This is a genomic window from Bacillus sp. DTU_2020_1000418_1_SI_GHA_SEK_038, from assembly GCF_032341175.1.
GTDB lineage: Bacteria > Bacillota > Bacilli > Bacillales > Cytobacillaceae > Cytobacillus.
The window spans coordinates 3,810,911-3,829,017 of the sequence record NZ_CP135435.1; the positions used below are offsets into that span (position 1 = coordinate 3,810,911).

The following is an 18,107-nucleotide window of genomic DNA, read 5'->3' on the forward strand; positions in this document are numbered from 1 at the left end:
TAGGGGGACATGCCGCGATTTTTCAATGGAAATTAATTGAGAAATAGGACCCTGAAATTTTTAAATATTAAATGATAGAAGGGGGTTATATTATGCATCTATTGCCACGGGAAATTGACAAGCTCATGATTGTAGTGGCTGCAGATCTTGCCAAACGCCGGAAGGATAGAGGATTAAAACTAAACCATCCGGAGGCAGTAGCTCTTATTACCTATGAGGTAATGGAGGGGGCAAGAGATGGAAAAACAGTCGCCGAGCTTATGGAGTATGGAGCAACTATTTTATCAAGAGAAGATGTTATGGACGGAATACCAGAAATGATTAATGATATTCAAGTCGAAGTGACATTTCCAGATGGAACCAAATTGGTTACAGTACACAGTCCTATTAGATAAACAGGAGGGAGCGTTTAATGCTGCCAGGAGAATACGTCTTAAAAGATGAAGATATTATCATTAATGAAGGAAAAGAAGTCTTTATTATTTCTGTTACAAATACGGGTGACCGCCCAGTTCAAGTAGGTTCACACTTTCATTTTTACGAAGTGAATGATGCTCTTAAATTTGAGAGGGAAAAAGCTTACGGGAAAAGATTAAATATTCCTGCCGGAGCAGCTGTGCGTTTTGAGCCAGGTGATGAAAAGGAGATCCAGCTTATACAATTTGCTGGTGAACGCCGCGTTTACGGTTTCAATAATAAGGTAGATGGCTCTTTAGAAAGTGAGGATAATAAATGAGTTTTAAAATGTCCAGAAAGCAGTATGCTGAAATGTACGGGCCAACAACAGGCGACTCCATCCGTCTAGCAGATACTGACCTATTTATTCAAATTGAGAAAGATCATACAACATATGGAGAAGAAGTAGTCTTTGGCGGCGGGAAAGTAATTCGTGACGGTATGGGGCAGCACCCTCTTGCAACACGCGGGGAAGGTGTAGCAGATACAGTCATCACAAACATCGTTATTTTTGATTACACAGGAATTTACAAAGCTGACTTAGCTATTAAAGACGGCAAGATTTTTGGCATCGGCAAAAGCGGCAATCCGCTCATTATGGATAATGTCGATATTATCATAGGTGCAGCTACTGAAATCATTGCTGGAGAAGGCTTAATCGTGACAGCCGGAGCCATTGATACGCATGTGCATTTTATTAATCCAGAACAAGTGCAAACGGCTCTAACATCTGGCACAACGACATTAATTGGAGGAGGAACAGGACCTGCAGCTGGATCACGGGCAACAACAGTAACTCCTGGAGAATGGAATATTCACCGGATGCTAGAAGCTGCGGAAGGTTTGCCGATTAACGTTGGCTTTACAGGCAAAGGACATGCGGCATCCATCGCGCCTTTAGCAGAGCAAGTGAAAGCTGGAGTTATTGGACTAAAAGTACACGAAGACTGGGGAGCAACAGGCTCATCCCTAGATTATGCACTAAGGGTTGCAGACGAATATGATATTCAAGTGGCCCTGCACGCAGATACTTTGAACGAGAGCGGATTTATGGAAACGACAATGGCTGCAGTGAAAGACCGTGTTTTGCATATGTATCATACAGAAGGAGCTGGCGGAGGACATGCCCCCGATTTAATCAAATCTGCGGGATACCATAACATCCTGCCCTCATCAACAAACCCAACCCTCCCTTATACCGTTAATACAATTGACGAACATCTTGATATGGTCATGGTTTGCCATCACTTAAACCCTTCTGTTCCAGAGGATATCGCGTTTGCCGATTCAAGAATCAGAAGAGAGACCATTGCCGCGGAAGATATTCTTCAGGATATGGGTGTGTTTAGTATGGTCAGCTCTGACGCTCAAGCGATGGGCCGAGTAGGAGAAGTCGTTTTGCGTACTTGGCAAGTGGCTGACAAAATGAAGAAACAAAGAGGGATTATGTCTGGCGATAGTCAATATGCAGATAATAATCGTGCAAAACGCTATATTGCGAAATATACAATTAACCCAGCGATTACACATGGAATTTCCAACCATGTCGGTTCAATCGAAATTGGGAAAATTGCAGATTTAGTTCTTTGGTCTCCGAAATTCTTTGGAGTAAAGCCTGAAATGGTTCTTAAAAACGGACTTGCCGTAACAGGATTAATGGGGGATGCCAACGCTTCTATCCCGACTCCACAGCCTTATATTTACAGACCAATGTATGCCCAATTCGGAAAAGCCTTATCGAAAAGCTCGATTACTTTTATTTCTCAGGCTGCCTATGATGATGGTGTTCACGAAAAGCTTGGTTTGAAAAAAATAATTCTTCCTGTTGGCGGGATCCGGACCTTATCGAAAAAAGATATGAAATTAAATTCGGAAACTCCGGATATTACAGTCGATCCGCAAACATATGAAGTAAGAGTTAACGGTGAGCTGCTGACATGTGAACCAGTAGATACGGTACCAATGGGACAGCGATATTTCTTATTCTGAGGTGAAAAGATTGATAATTGAAAAGGTTGTTACAAACTTAGAAAATATGGATCAAGAAGAAATAAAGAAACGCCATATCGAAAAGGTTTACTTAGAAAGCGCACATTTAATGAAACGTATTCAGAGAGTAAAAACGGATCATGGCAACGAGCTTGGCATTCGCTTAAAAGAACCACGAGACCTTTTGGCAGGCGATGTGCTATACATGGACGATAAAAATATGATTGTTATCGATGTGCTCACAGACGATCTGCTCGTCATCAGCCCACGAAGCATAAAGGAAATGGGAACAATCGCCCATCAGCTTGGAAACCGGCATCTTCCAGCTCAGTTTGAAGAGAATGATATGCTCGTTCAATATGATTATTTAGTTGAAGAACTGCTGCAAGAGCTTGGTATTCCTTATACCCGCGAAGATCGAAAAGTGAAGCAAGCATTCCGCCATATAGGTCACAGCCATGGATAATAGAATTCTCTCTCTGTTTCAGCTATGTGACTCTAATTTTCCTACAGGAGCTTTCAGCCACTCCTTCGGTTTAGAGAGTTACATCCAGGAAGAGAAAGTGAAAGACTCAGAGACTTTTTTCCAGTGGCTGCAAGTATATTTGCATGAACAGCTCATTTATACGGACGGTCTTGCTTGCCGTATGACTTATGACGCTCTTGTAATTGAAGATTTTCAAAAAATCTGGAAACTCGATCGTTTAGTTACTGTCCAAAACTTGCCAAGGGAAACACGCCAAGGCACGAAAATGATCGGAACGCGAATGCTAAAGCTCACGGAATCTTTATATGAGCTGGAAATTCTCTCGCAATATAGAGAGAGAATTACAAAGAAACAGTCATTCGGTCACCCATCCATTGTTTTTTCCATAGTTGCACATGGCCTTGGGGTGACGAAGCAGGATGCCATTCTTTATTATTTGTATTCGGCTATTTCCAGCCAGGTTCAAAACGCAGTACGGGCTATTCCGTTAGGCCAAACAGCGGGACAAGTCATCACACATAAATTTCAAACCGAATTAGCCCAGGCAGTTGAAAAAATCCTTCAGCTCCCCGAAGATGATTTCGGCATCGTGTCTCCAGGTCTTGAACTAGCTCAAATGAACCATGAACGAGTAAATATTCGAATTTTTATGTCTTAATTTTTTATAAACGCAGTAAAGGAAGTGTTTGAATGGAAGCAATTAAAATTGGAGTTGGAGGACCTGTTGGAGCAGGAAAAACAATGCTGATCGAAAAATTAACCCGTCATCTTGCTGATGAAATTAAAATGGCGGTCGTAACGAATGATATTTACACAAAAGAGGACGCAAAGTTTTTAATTCAGAACGGTGTTTTGCCTGAAGATCGTATCATCGGAGTTGAAACAGGCGGATGCCCTCATACGGCTATACGCGAAGATGCTTCGATGAATTTTGCTGCCATTGATGAGTTAATCGAGCGCCATCCAGATGTCGAGCTTATCTTTGTGGAAAGCGGCGGGGACAACCTTGCAGCCACTTTTAGTCCAGAACTAGTAGACTTCTCTATTTATATTATTGATGTTGCACAAGGCGAGAAAATTCCGCGCAAAGGCGGACAAGGGATGATTAAATCTGATTTATTCATCATTAACAAAACAGACCTTGCTCCTTTTGTTGGTGCCAGCCTTGAAGTAATGGCTCAGGATACGAAGGTTTTCCGCGGAGAAAAGCCATTCTTTTTCACTAATTTAAAAAAGGATGAAGGTCTCCCTGAAGTGATTGACTGGATTAAGAAGAATGCTTTATTAAAAGGATTAGAGTAAGATGACAGACTGGACTGGCGTGTTATCTTTAAATCTTGAAAACAGACACGGGAAAACCGTTGCTAAAAATGTGTATTTTCAAGGCGCATTCAAGGTCATGCGGCCGGTTTATCATGATGATTCCGGACAGGTTTGCTATTATCTTTTAAATCCTGGCGGCGGCTATTTAGACGGCGACCGGTACCGAATGGAAATAACAATCGATGAAGGCGCCAAAGCGACTTTAACAACACAGTCGGCAACAAAGGTTTATAAGACGCCAAATGACTATGCCTATCAAGAGACGGAGATTTCACTAAAGAAAGGCAGTTATTTAGAATATCTTCCTGATCCTTTAATTGCTTATCAACATGCTCGTTATAAGCAGAAAACAGTCATTCATATGGAAAAAGGGGCAACGTTCCTTTATACAGATATTTTAACCCCGGGCTGGTCTCCGAATGGGGAAAAGTTCACCTATAATTCTATTCAGTTAATCACAGAGATCTATTTGGATGATCAACTAGGTGTATTTGATCACATTAAATTGATCCCCGCTCAGCAAAAATTAACTGAGTTAGGGTTTATGGAAGGATATACGCATCTAGGATCGATGATCGTAATAGGCGATCAAACGGATAGCGGTCTTCTGGATGAACTTTATGAAACGATTAAAATGGCAGAGGGAAACATTAAATTCGGCCTATCTAAACTTGAAGTGCCGGGATTTAGTATACGAGTTCTTGCAAACTCTACCCAAATAATAGAACGAATTTTCGCCAATTGTCATCGTCTCATTAACGAAAAATGGTTCAATCATACTCCTAGATCATTAAGAAAATACTGAAACTAAAGTCCCGGATTAGAAAATAGGAATCCGGGCTCTTTTTTTGTGGAATTGATTTACTTCCCTTGAAATAAATGAATATATAGTTTAAGCTAGGAAAAACTTTAGCTGAGACCTGTAGAGGAGGTTAAGTATGCCCGAGGAAAAAAAGGGAAAGCCAGTAATTGAAGATTTTGAGGTTGAAAAACTTTTCGAAGACCGCCCACATGAGCGACACGCATTCTCATTTAAGGTACAAGGTGATGAATATAAAGGACATTATCACGAGGACGAAATTATATGGCTTCATCCACACCCAAAACAAATGATTGGCGAAAGTAAAGTTGACACGATCGAAGCGACTATACAGTCATTAATGAGACAATATGGGATTTCAAGCGGGATTGAGGATTTAGAATTAATGCCAGCATTTGAAGATCGAATCCACGAACGGCAAGCATTTACGTTGCAAGTCCAAGGCGAAGAATTTAAAGGCTTTGTACACAAAGGAGAGATTCAATGGTTCCATCCACAGCCACAGCAAAAGCTTGAAGAAGAACATATTGAAGCGATTGAATCAGAAATCCATGAAAAAATAGCAGAGCAAACAAAGAGTGAAGAATAGCAAAGGGACGGTTCACGTGCTTCGAAAAGCACAAAAACCATCCCTTCTTTTCTTATTTTTTATCCCACTCTTCAATATTCCATAATACACCGAACCCGTGATGTCCTAACGTCCGGGTGCTGATGCCAGTTACGTCTTTATTAACTCCATACAGTGCCTCCAGATAGACTAGAAAATTATATGGCGGATCAATTGCCAGCTCTTCCTGGAAACTTTTATAGTAGGATTCTCTTTCATCGATATTCGTTGCTGTACGAGCATTCATTAGAAGTTCATCGACCTTTTCGTTTTGATAGGCCCCAAAATTATATTGCCCATCGCCAATTTCACTGCTATGGAAAAGACGGAATGTGTGATCATCTGGATCAAACTCACTTCCCCAGCCAATAATTAATGCCTCTTCTCCATCATATTTCACCGCATTCCGGTCAACAGGTTTCGGCACCGCCATTATACCAAGCGGCTTTAACTGTTCAGAAACGACATTCGCAAGTGCGACACGAATTTTATCTTGGATCGGGGAAACGAGTTCAAATTCAAATCGTTTTCCGTCTTTTATTAAGACCCCATCTGATCCTTTTACCCAGCCAGCTTCAGCTAAAAGCTGCTTCGCTTTTTCAATATTGTACGAATACCATTCTTTTTGCGGGACTCCTGCCCAAGATTTCTGCAACGGTCCCCATGCAGGATCTCCCTTCCCAGCTAGTACCCCTTTGACTAAATCTTCCCGATTTACCGCAAGATTCATCGCCTGGCGGACACGCTTATCTTGAAATAGCGGCAAACGCATATTATACATAACGGCCCGATAATCCGCTGTCGATACTTCATGCACAGCATAAGGGTCTGTTTCTTTAACACCTGCCAGCTGATTCGGCTCCAATAATGCTAAATCGATTTCTCCCGTTTTCAACTGTAAAGCGCGTGTATTGGCATCCGGTACAGCTTTGAAAACCACTTCATCTAACTTCGGCGCTTGTCCGTAATAACCATCATTCCGTTCCAGCACAATCGTATGATCGTTTTTCCATTCCTTTAGCTTGAATGGACCATTCCCAATTGGGTGCTGATTAAAATCAGTTTCATTTAGATTCTCATCACGCAAAAGATGCGCGGGAACGATGCCGATTTTTAGCTTATCCAAAAGAGGCGGAAAAGGACGATGCAGAGTCATTTTTACTTCAAACTCTCCTATAGCTTCAACTGACTTAATTTCATTAAATTCACCTGAAATAGGTGTATTTGTTGACGGATCTTTAATTTTATTAAAGGTAAAGGCAACATCCTCAGCCGTTACCTGATTTCCATCCTGCCATTTAGCGTCTTCACGGAGTTTAAATGTATAGATTAAATTGTCCTGAGAAATCTCCCAACTCTCCGCTAAATCAGGTTTTACGTTGTTATTTTCATCTGGCTTAGTTAAGCCGCGGAAAAGAAGGGCATCAATTTCCTGGCTTTCATCTAGAACAGGATTCACTTTTTCAATTTCTGAATCCGTGCCATAAACGAGCTTCTTCTTTTTGGAAGATTGGGCTTGTTCTGAATTGCCTCCGCTGCAGCTCGTTAAAACAATAAGACTAAAAATAGAAACAATCGCTAAAATTAGTTTTTTATACATGAATCTCTTCCCTCTCATTTCTTCTCAACCCTCTTATAGGTATCGGCATATAAGACAAAAGTGCTTGTGTGTATTCGTTCTTAGATTGGCAAAGCTTGTCTGAAGGCAATTCTTCAACAATCCTTCCTTCATTCATGACAAAAATACGCTGACAAAGCGCCATCGCAGCGCGAATATCATGTGAAATAAAAAAAATAGCCATTTCGTCAAGTTCATTCAATGATCGGATTAATGAAATCATTTTTGCTTGTGAGCTCATATCTAGATTGGCAAATGGCTCGTCTAACACAATGAGCTCTGGTTCCACTAAAAGTGCCCTGGCAAGTGCAACACGCTGCCTCATCCCGCCAGAAAGTTCATGAGGATATAGTGACATAGCAAATGTAGGGAGCTCTACTTTTTGTAAAACAGCTGCTACTTCCTCTTTTTTATTTCCTTCGCCTTTTTTCCAGTAGTCGAATCCTTCGCCAACAATTTTCTCCACTGTCCAGCGAGGATCAAAAGAGGCTATTGGATCCTGGTGTACCCATTGAATACCTCTTCGCAGCTCTTTTTGGCCATACCATGAAACCGTTCCCCTGCTGCATGTCTCAAGGCTCAGCATGAGGCGGGCAAGAGTGCTTTTTCCTCCACCGCTTTCGCCGATTAATCCAACTATTTCTCCAGGATGGATTTGCAGTGTCACATCTCGGACAGCCTCGAATTTATCTGATCGAAACCACTTTTTCTTGTAAAATGTTTTAGAAACATCTTCTACTCTCATTATTGGATTTTCTTCTTTGACAGGATAAACCATAGATGGGTTTGATAGTAACTGATAATCTTCCAGCAGTTTTTTGGCTTGATCCGACTCAGGGTTTGCAAATAATTCTTCAGCTGATGCCTGTTCAATGACCTGGCCATTGCTCATCACAATCACATCATCGGCCATTTCAGCCACCACACCTAAGTCATGTGTAATAAATAGAACAGTTCCGCCTGATTCCTCCTGCCATTCACGTATAAGTGATAGAATGTCAAACTGAATTTTCATGTCAAGGGCAGTCGTTGGTTCATCAGCTATTAACAGGGTTGGATTCAATGCAATAGCTATAGCCAATTGCACACGCTGTCTCATGCCGCCCGATAATTCGTGTGGGTAGGAACGGAAAACATGCACAGGGTCCTTCATTTTCACTAGCCGCAAAAGTTTTATCGCTTCTTCATTTGCCTCCCTTTTCTTTAGGGAAGTGTGGGTCTTGAAGAGCTCCTTAAAATGGGACCCAATCGTTCGAAGCGGATCGAAGGTTTGCCATGTATCCTGAAATACAAAACCTAGACTTTTGCCGCGGTATTCCCGTTTCCGGTTACCACTCATCATTTGCACATTTTCCCCTAAAAATGTCACAGAACCTGAAGTAACCGTTACTTCCTGAGGCAGTAAGTCAATAACTGCCCTTGCAGTTAAGCTTTTACCAGAGCCGCTCTCTCCAATGAGTGCGGTGATCTTTCCTTTCCGGATGCGAAAAGAAGCATTTGCCACTAAATCTATGTCAGGAAGAGAGATTGTAAGATTTTCTGCTTCAAGAAGATAATCAGTCATATTTTCCTCCATTTCTGAACTGTGGACCGGTTAAGCGATCTTGCAACTCATCTCCTGCAAAATTAATAAATAGTACAGTTAAAGTTATACAAATCCCTGGAAATAAAGCCATCCACCAAGCACCTCCCAGTAAATAACTTTGTGCACCCATCAGCATATTTCCCCATGATGGTTCATGTGGAGGAATACCAATTCCAAGAAAGCTTAGTGTTGCTTCGGCAAGTACGGCATGGCTGATTCCGCCGACAGCAAGAACCGCGATGGTCGGCCAGCATTGCGGCAGCATATGCCGGTGCAATAATTGCAAAGGTGTAGCGCCAATTACAGTAGAAGCTTGAATAAAGATATCATTCTTCATCGTCATTATTTCTGTACGGACTAGACGAGCAATAGTCATCCAGCTTGTTAGGCTAATCACTAGAATGATGGACATCAATCCTTTAGGCAATAGGAGCTGTAGGATAATCATGAGCAGCAGCGAAGGGAAGCTTAGGGCAGCATCCACAATCCGCATCATGATCCGGTCCATGACACCACCAGCAAAACCGCTTATCGCTCCATAACTAACCCCTATTACGATTGAAACTGTCATAGCGGCAGCACCGACTAAGAGAGAAACACGCCCTCCATACAAAAGACGTGTTAAAACATCCCGTCCAAGTTCATCTGTTCCAAATAAATGTTCTGATCCAGGGGGCAGAAGAACCTGATCCATCTTGATAGACATCGGGTCATAAGATGTAAGAAAGGGTGCCATCCAGACAGAAAAAATAAGAAGCAAAAAAGAGGAAGTTGCCATAATAAGCTTCCACTGACGTTTTATTCTCATTTCTTTCCCTCCTCAAGCAGCTGCGAACGCAGGCGTGGATCCATCCATGCACAAAGGAGATCAACTAACAAGTTTATCGCAATGACAAAAACCATACTCAATAAAATGACGGCCAATAATACAGGGTAATCATGTGCTAGGGCAGCCTTTAATGAAAGTCTGCCAAGGCCTGGCCACGAAAAAATAGTTTCTATGACTACAGAACCCGCAAGCCCTACAGCAAGTGACATTCCTGTATAGGATAGAAAGGGGATTGAAGCATTTGGCAGCAAATGATTCAGCAAAATTCTTCGTTCCTCAATACCCCGAGCTTTTAAAGCAAATATAAATCCATTATCTTTCGTTATGTTTATATGATTTCGAAGGAGCCTGATATAATAACCGGCATGTGATAAAGCGAGGACTAATGAAGGCATAAGTAAATATCGAAGTTGTTCGCCCCATCCTCCTTCCCCCATTCCGGAAGTCGGCAGTACGCCTAAATAAACGGAGAAAAAAAGCATTAGCATAAGTGCGAACCAAAAAGGCGGTATGGACATAAATAATAAGCTTACCCATGTAATCACTTGATCAAAAAAAGATCGCCGAAACAATCCAGATATGACACCAAACACGCCAGCAAGCAGAAAAATAATCAAATGGGATGACATCATGAGAATAAATGTAGGCTGCAGCGCTTGGATAACCAATAAGGTTACATCTTCCCCGGAAATGAAGGACTGCCCCCATTCGCCGTGTAATATTTGGGAAAGCCACTTTCCATATTGGACCGGGAGCGGATCATGAAGTCCAAGGTTTTCAGTGATGCGAAGCCTGTCCGCCTCACTCATTTTCTGAAGCTGTTCCCCATAAAGTGCAGCTGCCGGATCCCCTGGCAGCATCCGAATAAATAAAAAGCAAAGCATGCTGCCAATGAGTAAAACTACGATTGATTCAGCAAGCCGCTTCAAAATAAATAGACCCATTTACATCCTGCTTTCTATAAAGTGAAACTTCAATCAGTGGGGGTTTTCTTCCATCCCCTACTGATTGTAAGTTGAACTAATCGGGCTTTTACGGGCTGTTGATCCCCATTTAGAAATTTTTATTTTACTTAACTTCTTGAATAGGGGGTCTTACAGCCCGTTAATCTGCGATAAATAAACCTATAGTTACGGAAACACATACTTGAGTTTTCATCTTGTATCTTACCATATTTTCATTCATATATTAATAGATATAAAAAGCCTCAACTACTATTCTTTCTATTAAAAACTTTCCCGTTTTCCCCCAGTATCTCTGCAGATGTTTGCAAGGAGACTAAACGCTCTTAATACAATTTTTATGTTTTAAAGCCACTGACAAATTTTTTCTATTTTCAATTTCACAAACCACTGAAAATAGATTATACTGAGTTCACTATCATATTCAAATGGAGGAAATTTCTATGTCTGAAAATAATCAATCTGAAGCGCCTAAAAAGAAAATCAGCCTGCAGGAAGCAATGAAACAGCAGCTTGAAAAGAAAAAAAATCAGGCCAACGCTTCCGGCAAAGGTGCAACAAATGGAGATTTATCTACTAAAAAGCTGAAGAGCCAGCAATCAAAGAAACCAAGCAATACCCGCAGAAAAATGGGTGTCTAATGAACGGACAAAATCGGAAAGATGTATTGCCTGGCAAGACTGTTGACATCGTCCTTAAAGCCGATCAAAGAACAGGAAAGCTTACTAGAGGCATTGTAAAGGATCTGCTCACAAAATCGAGTACCCACCCCCACGGCATTAAAGTCAGACTAACAGATGGACAGGTTGGACGTGTCCAAAAAGTCCACGCTGAATAAACAGTGGAAAAAGCATTCAAGGCTATCCCTGAATGCTTTTATTTATTCCCTTCACCAACTTGAATTAATTCTATTACTTCATTATTAAGTCCTTCGTAAAAGACAACATCCCAGCCATTTTTCAGCTTGTAAGGCCCTTCAGACAATTCCAGTCCATTTACACTCAGCTTCTTAACCCACTCCTCTACATCCTCCACCTGCCACGATAGATGAATAGTGCTGATGGGGACAGGAGCTTCCTCTGACTCAATTAATTCGATTCTTACCTCTCCTTTTATAAGAAAGGCTATTTTTTCACCGAGCAGTGTAAGGTATTGTTCGATTTTAAAATCAAAAACAGTTTCATAGAATTCAATGGCTTCTTCTAAATTTCGAACTTGAATGCCTCCATGATGCCATTTCATTGCTGTTTTTCCATTGGCAAAATCAAATTCATATCGCCAAACTCATGCCAAAGGTATCCGTTTGTTAGTGCCTCATTGTAAGCTTTCATTAGAAGAGGCTCTTGAATAAATGCTGTGAGAAGGTCCAAATGACTGGCTTCGGGTTCATGAAAACCGGTTATGAGGCCATCTACTGCTTTAAGCGGGTACCCTTTTTGAATATATAAATTTGTTAGCCCTTCCTTTGCTTCAACAATTCCATCTGTATTAACAGCTGTTTCTAGTGCGCGGACGACAGTGGTTCCTACTGCAATGACACTACCGTTATTTTTTTTCGTTATGTTTACCAAGTCGGCTGTTTCCTCAGGAACGCAATATGCTTCAACATGTTTACTTGGATTTGGCCAGCGATCGTTTCCATAATAGCTTAAGCCTGTATGAAGTTGAAGAAAAGCAATGTTTATACCCTTTTTCTTCAGATTATTTAGGAGCTTCCAAGTAAAAGCCCTTCCAGCAGAAGGCATTTCCACGGAGCCCGGAACAGAAGCATAAACGGTTTGATACATTTCTAACGGCCAAGGTGTTTCAATATATTCATAGTGAAGCGGCTCTCCATATTGATAGATCGTATCGTATAGTTCGATTCCACTCTTTGAAAATGCGAGAATAATTAACGGGGCTTCATTTCCCTGCCAAGTAATAGTCGCTGTTAGATTTCCTGGTAAATCTATCTTTTCACCCACCTTCAATATCCCTACTGTTACAAGTGCCTCCCATTCGAATTCAGATATTTTCCGAGATAATCGAATTTCAATATTTTGGTTACCTCTTTTCCCTTTTAACACAGCTGGAAGTGTACGGCTATTATTTAGGACAAGCAAATCTCCTTCATGCAAGTAAGACCCTAGCTCGTAAAATGGATTATGGAAGCTGTCTCCCGTTTTTGTATCGAGCGCCATTAAACGGACATGATCCCGCAGTATTCCTCTGTATTCAGCCGGCGTATTTGCATTTAAATCTTCAAGGATTTGGAATGGACGAGCAGCTATCATCATAGGAGCGGCCCCCTTTTTTCATTTAAAATGGATTGTGCCTCAAATCTCTTTCCGTTCACGTCTACTGATTCATTTAATGCGAGATAAACAAATGCCTTTGCCACATCATGAGGGTTACCAAGCTCATAGTCACAATCAGGAACGGCAATTGCGTGCATCTCAGTATCCATTTCTCCAGGATCAACCATCCCTATACTTACACCTGTATCCTCTAGCTCATCAGCCCAAGTTTGTGTCAAGCCTTCCACCGCGAACTTTGAAATCCCATAAGCACCCCATTCGGCAAATCCTGTTTTTCCAGCTTCCGATGTGACATTCAGAATTCTCCCGTTATTTCTAATTAACATGCCTGGCAATACACGCTTCGTTACAAGGAAAGGATTAACTACATTCATCCGTATCACTTCCGTAAAGTCATGATCTGGATAATCGGCCAGCAGCGCAGGACCCGGTCCAAATACGGATGCATTATTTATTAAAATATCTACCCGTCCGAATGTTTCTTCTGTAATCGAGACGAACCGATTTACATCCCTTACATTCGTAACATCCGCCTCCACTGCAATGATCTCTGCCCCCAGCTCCCTCGCTTCTTGCTCAACCTTGCGCAGCATCCCTTCCCCTCTCGCACAAATCGCAAGCCGTGCTCCTCTTTTAGCAAATGCCAATGTCAGCGCCCTTCCAAGACCTTTCGATGCCCCTGTAATCATAACAACCATTTTATTTTTCATTTGAATCACTCGCTTTCTTTTGTTTTCTTACTTTTATTTTAGAAAAAGAAAGCACTAGTGGCATCGGAAGCTTGGAGGAAAGCTCTTACGCAAATCGATTGAGGAAGATCTACGACTTTCGGATGAGGAGCAATTTTTCATTGAGTATCACGACCTTTGTTTCCCTATTTTTGGGGATTTCATAAAAAACGGGAAATTTAAGGCTATTTGTTTCCCACTTTTTACGGATTTCAAAAAAACCAGGAAACTTAAGGCTGATTGTTTCCCACTTTTGATGGATTTCAAAAAATACAGGAAACTTAAGGCTGATTGTTTCCCATCTTTGATGGATTTCAAAAAACACAGGAAACTTAAGGCCCTTTGCTTCCCTATTTTTATGGATTTCACAAAAAACAAGGAACATAAGGCTGATTGTTTCCCCTTGAAAGGACATCCTATGAAAGGGAGGTATGATAAATGGCATTGAGGATTTTTTTAATAATTTTATTCACAAGTTTTCATTTTACAGTGGATGCTTCTGCTGAAGTTACGCTTAAAGCTGCTTATATAAGAGACCATCAGCTATGGATAAAAGAAGGCGATAAAGAAATTCAACTGACAACAGGTAGGTATATATTAAATCCACAGTGGTCAAAGGATGGGCGGTTTATTGCCTTTTTAGATGGCGATGAGCATCAAGAAAAAACATATTTGTATATTTATGATTCACAGGAAAAGGAGATATACCAACCATTTGAAATGATAGAAACGAGAAATTTTAAATGGTCGCCCATATCCAATCAGCTAGCCTACAATGCAGGCGGTGTCCTAAATGTGACGAAAACAAAGAATGGACGGCCACAAGGTTTTGAGAACGTTTCACTAGGTGTAAGTGATTTTGCATGGTTCCCTAACGGAAAAGAATTTATCGTTTCATCACAATCAAAATTGCTTCCAACTGGATGGGAGCCTATTCATCTTTTTAAAGTGGCAGCAGATGCCAATTTGAATGCAAATAAAATAGAGCCTTTTTATACCATTGGGACAAATGATCAATTATTTGCCATCGATGCTGTTTACTTTAAGTGGAGTTCAGACGGGAAATGGGTTAGCTTTCTAGCCATGCCGACTGCGTCTTTATCCAATGACAGCAATACATTATGCGTCCTTTCATCAAAAGGAGATCAATTTCAAGTGGCAGGAAAGATGCTTTGGTATAAAAACTGGATTAAATGGGCTCCAGCAAAAAATCAACTAGCCTTTATTTCGGGGGAAGGAAGATTTCTCGTTGAAAACAAACATGCAACGATTGCCGATATTCCTGTCATGACTAAACGAAAGGAATATACACCGAAAGGATTTGTAGACCTTGATATCGAATGGTACTCTCCAGATCAAGTCATTGTCGCCCGCGCTAAAGAAAATAAAGAATGGAAAGAGGGACCCGTTCCAACGATGTTTACAGCTCTATATGTCATTAATCTAAAATCAGGAGAACAAAAGCAGATTACCTTTCCAAACAAAAATGAATTAGATCATGCACCGCAAGTCATTGGATCAACAATTACTTGGTATCGAAAGACTGAAAAGGGTCACCAAGGGGATGTATGGGTGAAAGAAGGAATGGATGGGAAAGAATATCTGTGGTTAAAAAGCGTGGATTCTGCTCCGGTATTTTTATATAAAAATCGAAATTTTTAACAACATGTTCCTCATATCACTGATGACGAACTTTTCGTCTCTAAATTGCACTATTTCCGTTCTTTGTGTGTTTTTGTGAAAAACAAACAAAGGAGCTGTTCAGAAAGTCAGCATTTCTGAACAGTCTCCTTGATTTAAATGCAATTTATTAACCCATTATTCTATTAAAGATTTCATTCCAAGTCAGTGGGCTATCACTTTCAACAGGTGGGGTGCCAATAACTTTTTGGTTAATGGGCATTAGAGGCTCAACAAATGTAGACACCACGTTTGGACTCGAAAAAAAGCCGATGACTTTTAAAGTTTCTGAACCAATGTTTCGAACATTGTGAGGAACCATGATAGGAATAAGTGCCATTTCCCCTTTAGTTAATTCCCCTTTTTCATTGTTGACAGTTGCTTCCGCTTTTCCTTCTAAAACGAGAATAATTTCTTCTGCACTATCAGTATGAGTACCGAGACTATTTCCAGGTTCGATCTCAAAGTAAACAACGGAAAGATTCTTTGTTCCTGTACTTTTGTAAAGCGGAAATGCTGCCTTTTGTCTTGTCGTTGGATCACTCTCAAACCATCCTTCTAAAAGCTTCAATGAGTTAAGATTTGCTGTAATCATGCCCAACCTCCAGCCCCATATTTTCATTTAATCATATGAGAAAAGACCGTAGTTTCGAACAAGATGTCTCCGACAAAATAACCCTTTTTTAATAAAATGTCATTGATTTTTACTTTTTGATCCACCGTTATTTTCTCAATACTGGAGAATTCCGTTTTAAATAGCCTGTAGGTAGATATAAAACCCACCAAATATGGCAGCTAATTGTCACTTTTAGTTTTATAGATTTTCTAATTCATCTACAAATTCTGAGATAACCGAACCATGTCCCTGCAAAGTATCCCATTTTCAATAATTTCTTCTGGATAGTGCTTGGTGAAAAAGTCTAGATCAATACCAATCATTCGAAAACCACATTTTTGATAAAGAGCTAATTGCCCAATACTTGAATTTCCGGTTCCCACTTCTATCGTTTTGTATCCCTTTAAATTAGCTGTCTGGATTGCATGCATGATAAGTTTTTTCCCGATTCCGCAGCCATGGCGGGTTTCGTTCACTGCAATATTTACCAACTCCACCATTTCAGGCCTTGTCGGCAGCAGTACATATACCCCTACAATTTGGCCAGCCATTTCAGCTACAAAGCATTCTCCTCTTTTTATATATTCCTCAACTAATTTTGAAGAAGGATCTGCCAAAAGCAATAAATCCATAGGCGGTTTTTCATTCATATTCAGTTTACGTATATGCAAATTGCTCTCTCCTAGGGCTTTTATCAACCACTTTACCATATTAACCCAATGCAATCTTTATTGATTTCCCTTCATCCAAGAAATTGTTGTTTCTTGAATTCCCTGTCTATAAGAAGTACGAGGCAATGAATTTATTTCATTTTGATACTTTTCCCCGCTAAGTTTTTTTCTAAATTTCCTAATTTATGCACCCAGAAAAAGGGACAGTGCCCCTGTCCCTGGTGATCCCATCTTCATATTTTGTATTGTTGTATCGATGGATTGTTTATTAGTAATTTACTGATCATGTCAATCCATCCAGTCTATCAGTGGACCAACTTTTAATATCGTCATCCTCAATAATTCCGAGTGTTACATCTGTAATATCTGGATCACTCATGATCTTATCCTGCACCCTGAACTTTATATCATCAGCAATTGATAGGGAGAGTCCTTTTCTTAGTTCAATAAGTCCCTCGACATGATAGTACCTTCCCTCTTGTAATATTCGGAGTCTTCTTATATCTGCGACTTCCTTATCACTAAAGATAGCATTTTGAACTCTTTCCACTATTTCCTGTGGGGCGGCTACTCCTATTAGACCGACCATATTATCAAATCCCACCCGAAAAGCGACTCCAACCATCAGGATACCGATAAGAATAGTTGCAATCCCGTCTAACGCATTGAAGTTCGTAAAAGTAGTAACAACAATCGCAATTAGCGCTAATAATGCACCCAAACACGCAACAATATCCTCGTAAAAGACTAAGCGGGTAGGAGGGGCTGCTCTGCCGACATTTTTCAATGCTCCAGATACAATCCCCCATCCCTTTATATTTTCAACTCTTGCTTCTTTTAAAATTTCTTTCATCGCTTTAACTAAAATTGCCCCATCTATCACAAGGTTAATGATTAAAACAATGACGCTCAGCCAAAATCCACCTGTATTACCTACGGGGTGTTGAAGTAAATGCCAGCCTTCTTTTATTGTTTCATAAGCCATAATGGTCACAACAATGACAGCGATCATACAGAAAATATTGATCACCCTGCCAAAACCAGCCGGAAACCTGCGTGTCGGTTTTTTTTCTGAAAGCACACTGCCGACAAAAACAAACCCTTGATTTACTGCATCAGCGAGGGAATGCATGGTAGAAGCAAACATAGCACCATTTCCACTTATGACATAGGCAATTCCTTTGGCACCTGCTATGACTGTATTTCCAATCGCTGCTACGGCAGAGGATTTATTTCCCTTCTTTATAAGTGTTAATAAATTATCTTGTTTTGTTTCATTTCCCACTTTATCTCCTCCAAGAACCTTTCATATTTAATATTGTTCTAAAAAAAGTGGACATTATTTATAAGGATCATAAATAATTTTTGTTTATTTACGGGAACGTCTTTTTTATCATGGATGAATATTGCTGGTAGGATTTTTCTCACTATATAATTGA

General features: G+C 40.5%; 21 protein-coding genes. 11 read left to right on the forward strand and 10 right to left on the reverse strand.

Annotated elements, in window-relative coordinates:
* The first annotated feature begins 92 nt into the window (after window positions 1-92).
* The 8 genes from RRV45_RS19075 to RRV45_RS19110 all read left to right on the forward strand — a co-directional run bounded on the left by RRV45_RS19075 (window position 93) and on the right by RRV45_RS19110 (window position 5,664).
* A complete protein-coding gene (locus RRV45_RS19075) occupies window positions 93-395 on the forward strand; it encodes an urease subunit gamma (RefSeq protein WP_315666234.1) in 303 nt (100 codons plus the stop codon).
* 17 nt (window positions 396-412) lie between these two features.
* Entirely contained in the window at window positions 413-736 is a 324-nt protein-coding gene (locus tag RRV45_RS19080) for an urease subunit beta (protein ID WP_315666235.1), read from the forward strand.
* Entirely contained in the window at window positions 733-2,445 is a 1,713-nt protein-coding gene (gene ureC / locus RRV45_RS19085) for an urease subunit alpha (RefSeq protein ID WP_315666236.1), read from the forward strand. The genes RRV45_RS19080 and ureC overlap by 4 nt, the downstream gene beginning before the upstream one ends.
* Window positions 2,446-2,455: 10 nt before the next feature.
* Window positions 2,456-2,911, forward strand: a complete 456-nt coding sequence (gene ureE, locus RRV45_RS19090; protein ID WP_315666237.1) for an urease accessory protein UreE — start codon at window positions 2,456-2,458, stop codon at window positions 2,909-2,911.
* Window positions 2,904-3,590 carry an urease accessory protein UreF gene (locus RRV45_RS19095; RefSeq protein WP_315666238.1) on the forward strand — a complete coding sequence of 229 codons (687 nt, stop codon included), beginning with the start codon at window positions 2,904-2,906 and terminating at the stop codon, window positions 3,588-3,590. The genes ureE and RRV45_RS19095 overlap by 8 nt, the downstream gene beginning before the upstream one ends.
* Window positions 3,591-3,622: 32 nt before the next feature.
* A complete protein-coding gene (gene ureG / locus RRV45_RS19100; protein ID WP_315666239.1) occupies window positions 3,623-4,234 on the forward strand; it encodes an urease accessory protein UreG in 612 nt (203 codons plus the stop codon).
* 1 nt (window position 4,235) lies between these two features.
* On the forward strand, window positions 4,236-5,060 hold the full coding sequence (locus RRV45_RS19105; RefSeq protein WP_315666240.1) for an urease accessory protein UreD: 825 nt from the start codon (window positions 4,236-4,238) through the stop codon (window positions 5,058-5,060).
* A gap of 133 nt (window positions 5,061-5,193) precedes the next feature.
* On the forward strand, window positions 5,194-5,664 hold the full coding sequence (locus RRV45_RS19110) for a hypothetical protein (RefSeq protein ID WP_315666241.1): 471 nt from the start codon (window positions 5,194-5,196) through the stop codon (window positions 5,662-5,664).
* 52 nt (window positions 5,665-5,716) lie between these two features.
* On the opposite strand, the gene RRV45_RS19115 is transcribed toward RRV45_RS19110, so the two are convergent.
* Genes RRV45_RS19115 through RRV45_RS19130 form a run of 4 tightly spaced genes read right to left on the reverse strand, consistent with a single transcriptional unit; the run spans window position 5,717 to window position 10,658 of the window.
* Window positions 5,717-7,282, reverse strand: coding sequence for an ABC transporter substrate-binding protein (locus RRV45_RS19115; RefSeq protein WP_315666242.1), 1,566 nt, complete (start codon window positions 7,280-7,282; stop codon window positions 5,717-5,719).
* Window positions 7,275-8,864: an ABC transporter ATP-binding protein gene (locus RRV45_RS19120; protein WP_315666243.1), complete on the reverse strand. Its 1,590-nt coding sequence runs from the start codon at window positions 8,862-8,864 to the stop codon at window positions 7,275-7,277. The genes RRV45_RS19115 and RRV45_RS19120 overlap by 8 nt, the downstream gene beginning before the upstream one ends.
* Complete coding sequence (locus RRV45_RS19125) at window positions 8,857-9,693, reverse strand: ABC transporter permease (protein WP_315666244.1); 837 nt, start codon at window positions 9,691-9,693, stop codon at window positions 8,857-8,859. Before RRV45_RS19125 ends, RRV45_RS19120 begins: the two co-directional genes overlap by 8 nt.
* Window positions 9,690-10,658, reverse strand: coding sequence for an ABC transporter permease (locus RRV45_RS19130; RefSeq protein ID WP_315666245.1), 969 nt, complete (start codon window positions 10,656-10,658; stop codon window positions 9,690-9,692). Before RRV45_RS19130 ends, RRV45_RS19125 begins: the two co-directional genes overlap by 4 nt.
* A gap of 461 nt (window positions 10,659-11,119) precedes the next feature.
* On the opposite strand from RRV45_RS19130, the gene RRV45_RS19135 reads away from it, so the two are divergent.
* A complete protein-coding gene (locus RRV45_RS19135) occupies window positions 11,120-11,317 on the forward strand; it encodes a hypothetical protein (protein WP_315666246.1) in 198 nt (65 codons plus the stop codon).
* Complete coding sequence (locus RRV45_RS19140) at window positions 11,317-11,514, forward strand: YwbE family protein (RefSeq protein ID WP_315666247.1); 198 nt, start codon at window positions 11,317-11,319, stop codon at window positions 11,512-11,514. The genes RRV45_RS19135 and RRV45_RS19140 overlap by 1 nt, the downstream gene beginning before the upstream one ends.
* Window positions 11,515-11,552: 38 nt before the next feature.
* Here the strand turns inward: RRV45_RS19140 and RRV45_RS19145 are convergent, their stop codons facing one another.
* Genes RRV45_RS19145 through RRV45_RS19155 form a run of 3 tightly spaced genes read right to left on the reverse strand, consistent with a single transcriptional unit; the run spans window position 11,553 to window position 13,683 of the window.
* Complete coding sequence (locus RRV45_RS19145) at window positions 11,553-11,918, reverse strand: VOC family protein (RefSeq protein ID WP_315666248.1); 366 nt, start codon at window positions 11,916-11,918, stop codon at window positions 11,553-11,555.
* The gene (locus tag RRV45_RS19150; RefSeq protein WP_315666249.1) at window positions 11,915-12,952 is read right to left on the reverse strand and encodes an S-adenosylmethionine:tRNA ribosyltransferase-isomerase; all 1,038 of its coding nucleotides are present in this window, start codon (window positions 12,950-12,952) and stop codon (window positions 11,915-11,917) included. The genes RRV45_RS19145 and RRV45_RS19150 overlap by 4 nt, the downstream gene beginning before the upstream one ends.
* Window positions 12,949-13,683 carry an SDR family oxidoreductase gene (locus RRV45_RS19155; protein WP_315666250.1) on the reverse strand — a complete coding sequence of 245 codons (735 nt, stop codon included), beginning with the start codon at window positions 13,681-13,683 and terminating at the stop codon, window positions 12,949-12,951. Before RRV45_RS19155 ends, RRV45_RS19150 begins: the two co-directional genes overlap by 4 nt.
* Before the next feature lie 456 nt (window positions 13,684-14,139).
* On the opposite strand from RRV45_RS19155, the gene RRV45_RS19160 reads away from it, so the two are divergent.
* The gene (locus tag RRV45_RS19160; RefSeq protein ID WP_315666251.1) at window positions 14,140-15,363 is read left to right on the forward strand and encodes an eIF2A family protein; all 1,224 of its coding nucleotides are present in this window, start codon (window positions 14,140-14,142) and stop codon (window positions 15,361-15,363) included.
* A 148-nt stretch (window positions 15,364-15,511) separates the two neighbouring features.
* On the opposite strand, the gene RRV45_RS19165 is transcribed toward RRV45_RS19160, so the two are convergent.
* From RRV45_RS19165 to RRV45_RS19175, 3 genes are all read right to left on the reverse strand, one after another.
* Window positions 15,512-15,976: a cupin domain-containing protein gene (locus tag RRV45_RS19165; protein WP_315666252.1), complete on the reverse strand. Its 465-nt coding sequence runs from the start codon at window positions 15,974-15,976 to the stop codon at window positions 15,512-15,514.
* A gap of 239 nt (window positions 15,977-16,215) precedes the next feature.
* On the reverse strand, window positions 16,216-16,668 hold the full coding sequence (locus RRV45_RS19170; protein ID WP_315666253.1) for a GNAT family N-acetyltransferase: 453 nt from the start codon (window positions 16,666-16,668) through the stop codon (window positions 16,216-16,218).
* A 283-nt stretch (window positions 16,669-16,951) separates the two neighbouring features.
* A complete protein-coding gene (locus RRV45_RS19175; RefSeq protein ID WP_315666254.1) occupies window positions 16,952-17,953 on the reverse strand; it encodes a cation diffusion facilitator family transporter in 1,002 nt (333 codons plus the stop codon).
* Window positions 17,954-18,107 lie beyond the last annotated feature (154 nt).

Coding starts and splice junctions, on each gene's coding strand:
- RRV45_RS19125 (WP_315666244.1), bottom strand. CDS start 9,693: ATGAGAATAAAACGTCAGTGGAAGCTTATTATGGCAACTTCCTCTTTT.
- RRV45_RS19095 (WP_315666238.1), top strand. CDS start 2,904: ATGGATAATAGAATTCTCTCTCTGTTTCAGCTATGTGACTCTAATTTT.
- ureC (WP_315666236.1), top strand. CDS start 733: ATGAGTTTTAAAATGTCCAGAAAGCAGTATGCTGAAATGTACGGGCCA.
- RRV45_RS19145 (WP_315666248.1), bottom strand. CDS start 11,918: ATGAAATGGCATCATGGAGGCATTCAAGTTCGAAATTTAGAAGAAGCC.
- RRV45_RS19080 (WP_315666235.1), top strand. CDS start 413: ATGCTGCCAGGAGAATACGTCTTAAAAGATGAAGATATTATCATTAAT.
- RRV45_RS19140 (WP_315666247.1), top strand. CDS start 11,317: ATGAACGGACAAAATCGGAAAGATGTATTGCCTGGCAAGACTGTTGAC.
- RRV45_RS19155 (WP_315666250.1), bottom strand. CDS start 13,683: ATGAAAAATAAAATGGTTGTTATGATTACAGGGGCATCGAAAGGTCTT.
- RRV45_RS19105 (WP_315666240.1), top strand. CDS start 4,236: ATGACAGACTGGACTGGCGTGTTATCTTTAAATCTTGAAAACAGACAC.
- RRV45_RS19075 (WP_315666234.1), top strand. CDS start 93: ATGCATCTATTGCCACGGGAAATTGACAAGCTCATGATTGTAGTGGCT.
- RRV45_RS19165 (WP_315666252.1), bottom strand. CDS start 15,976: ATGATTACAGCAAATCTTAACTCATTGAAGCTTTTAGAAGGATGGTTT.
- RRV45_RS19115 (WP_315666242.1), bottom strand. CDS start 7,282: ATGTATAAAAAACTAATTTTAGCGATTGTTTCTATTTTTAGTCTTATT.
- RRV45_RS19150 (WP_315666249.1), bottom strand. CDS start 12,952: ATGATGATAGCTGCTCGTCCATTCCAAATCCTTGAAGATTTAAATGCA.
- RRV45_RS19160 (WP_315666251.1), top strand. CDS start 14,140: ATGGCATTGAGGATTTTTTTAATAATTTTATTCACAAGTTTTCATTTT.
- ureG (WP_315666239.1), top strand. CDS start 3,623: ATGGAAGCAATTAAAATTGGAGTTGGAGGACCTGTTGGAGCAGGAAAA.
- RRV45_RS19120 (WP_315666243.1), bottom strand. CDS start 8,864: ATGACTGATTATCTTCTTGAAGCAGAAAATCTTACAATCTCTCTTCCT.
- RRV45_RS19135 (WP_315666246.1), top strand. CDS start 11,120: ATGTCTGAAAATAATCAATCTGAAGCGCCTAAAAAGAAAATCAGCCTG.
- RRV45_RS19130 (WP_315666245.1), bottom strand. CDS start 10,658: ATGGGTCTATTTATTTTGAAGCGGCTTGCTGAATCAATCGTAGTTTTA.
- RRV45_RS19110 (WP_315666241.1), top strand. CDS start 5,194: ATGCCCGAGGAAAAAAAGGGAAAGCCAGTAATTGAAGATTTTGAGGTT.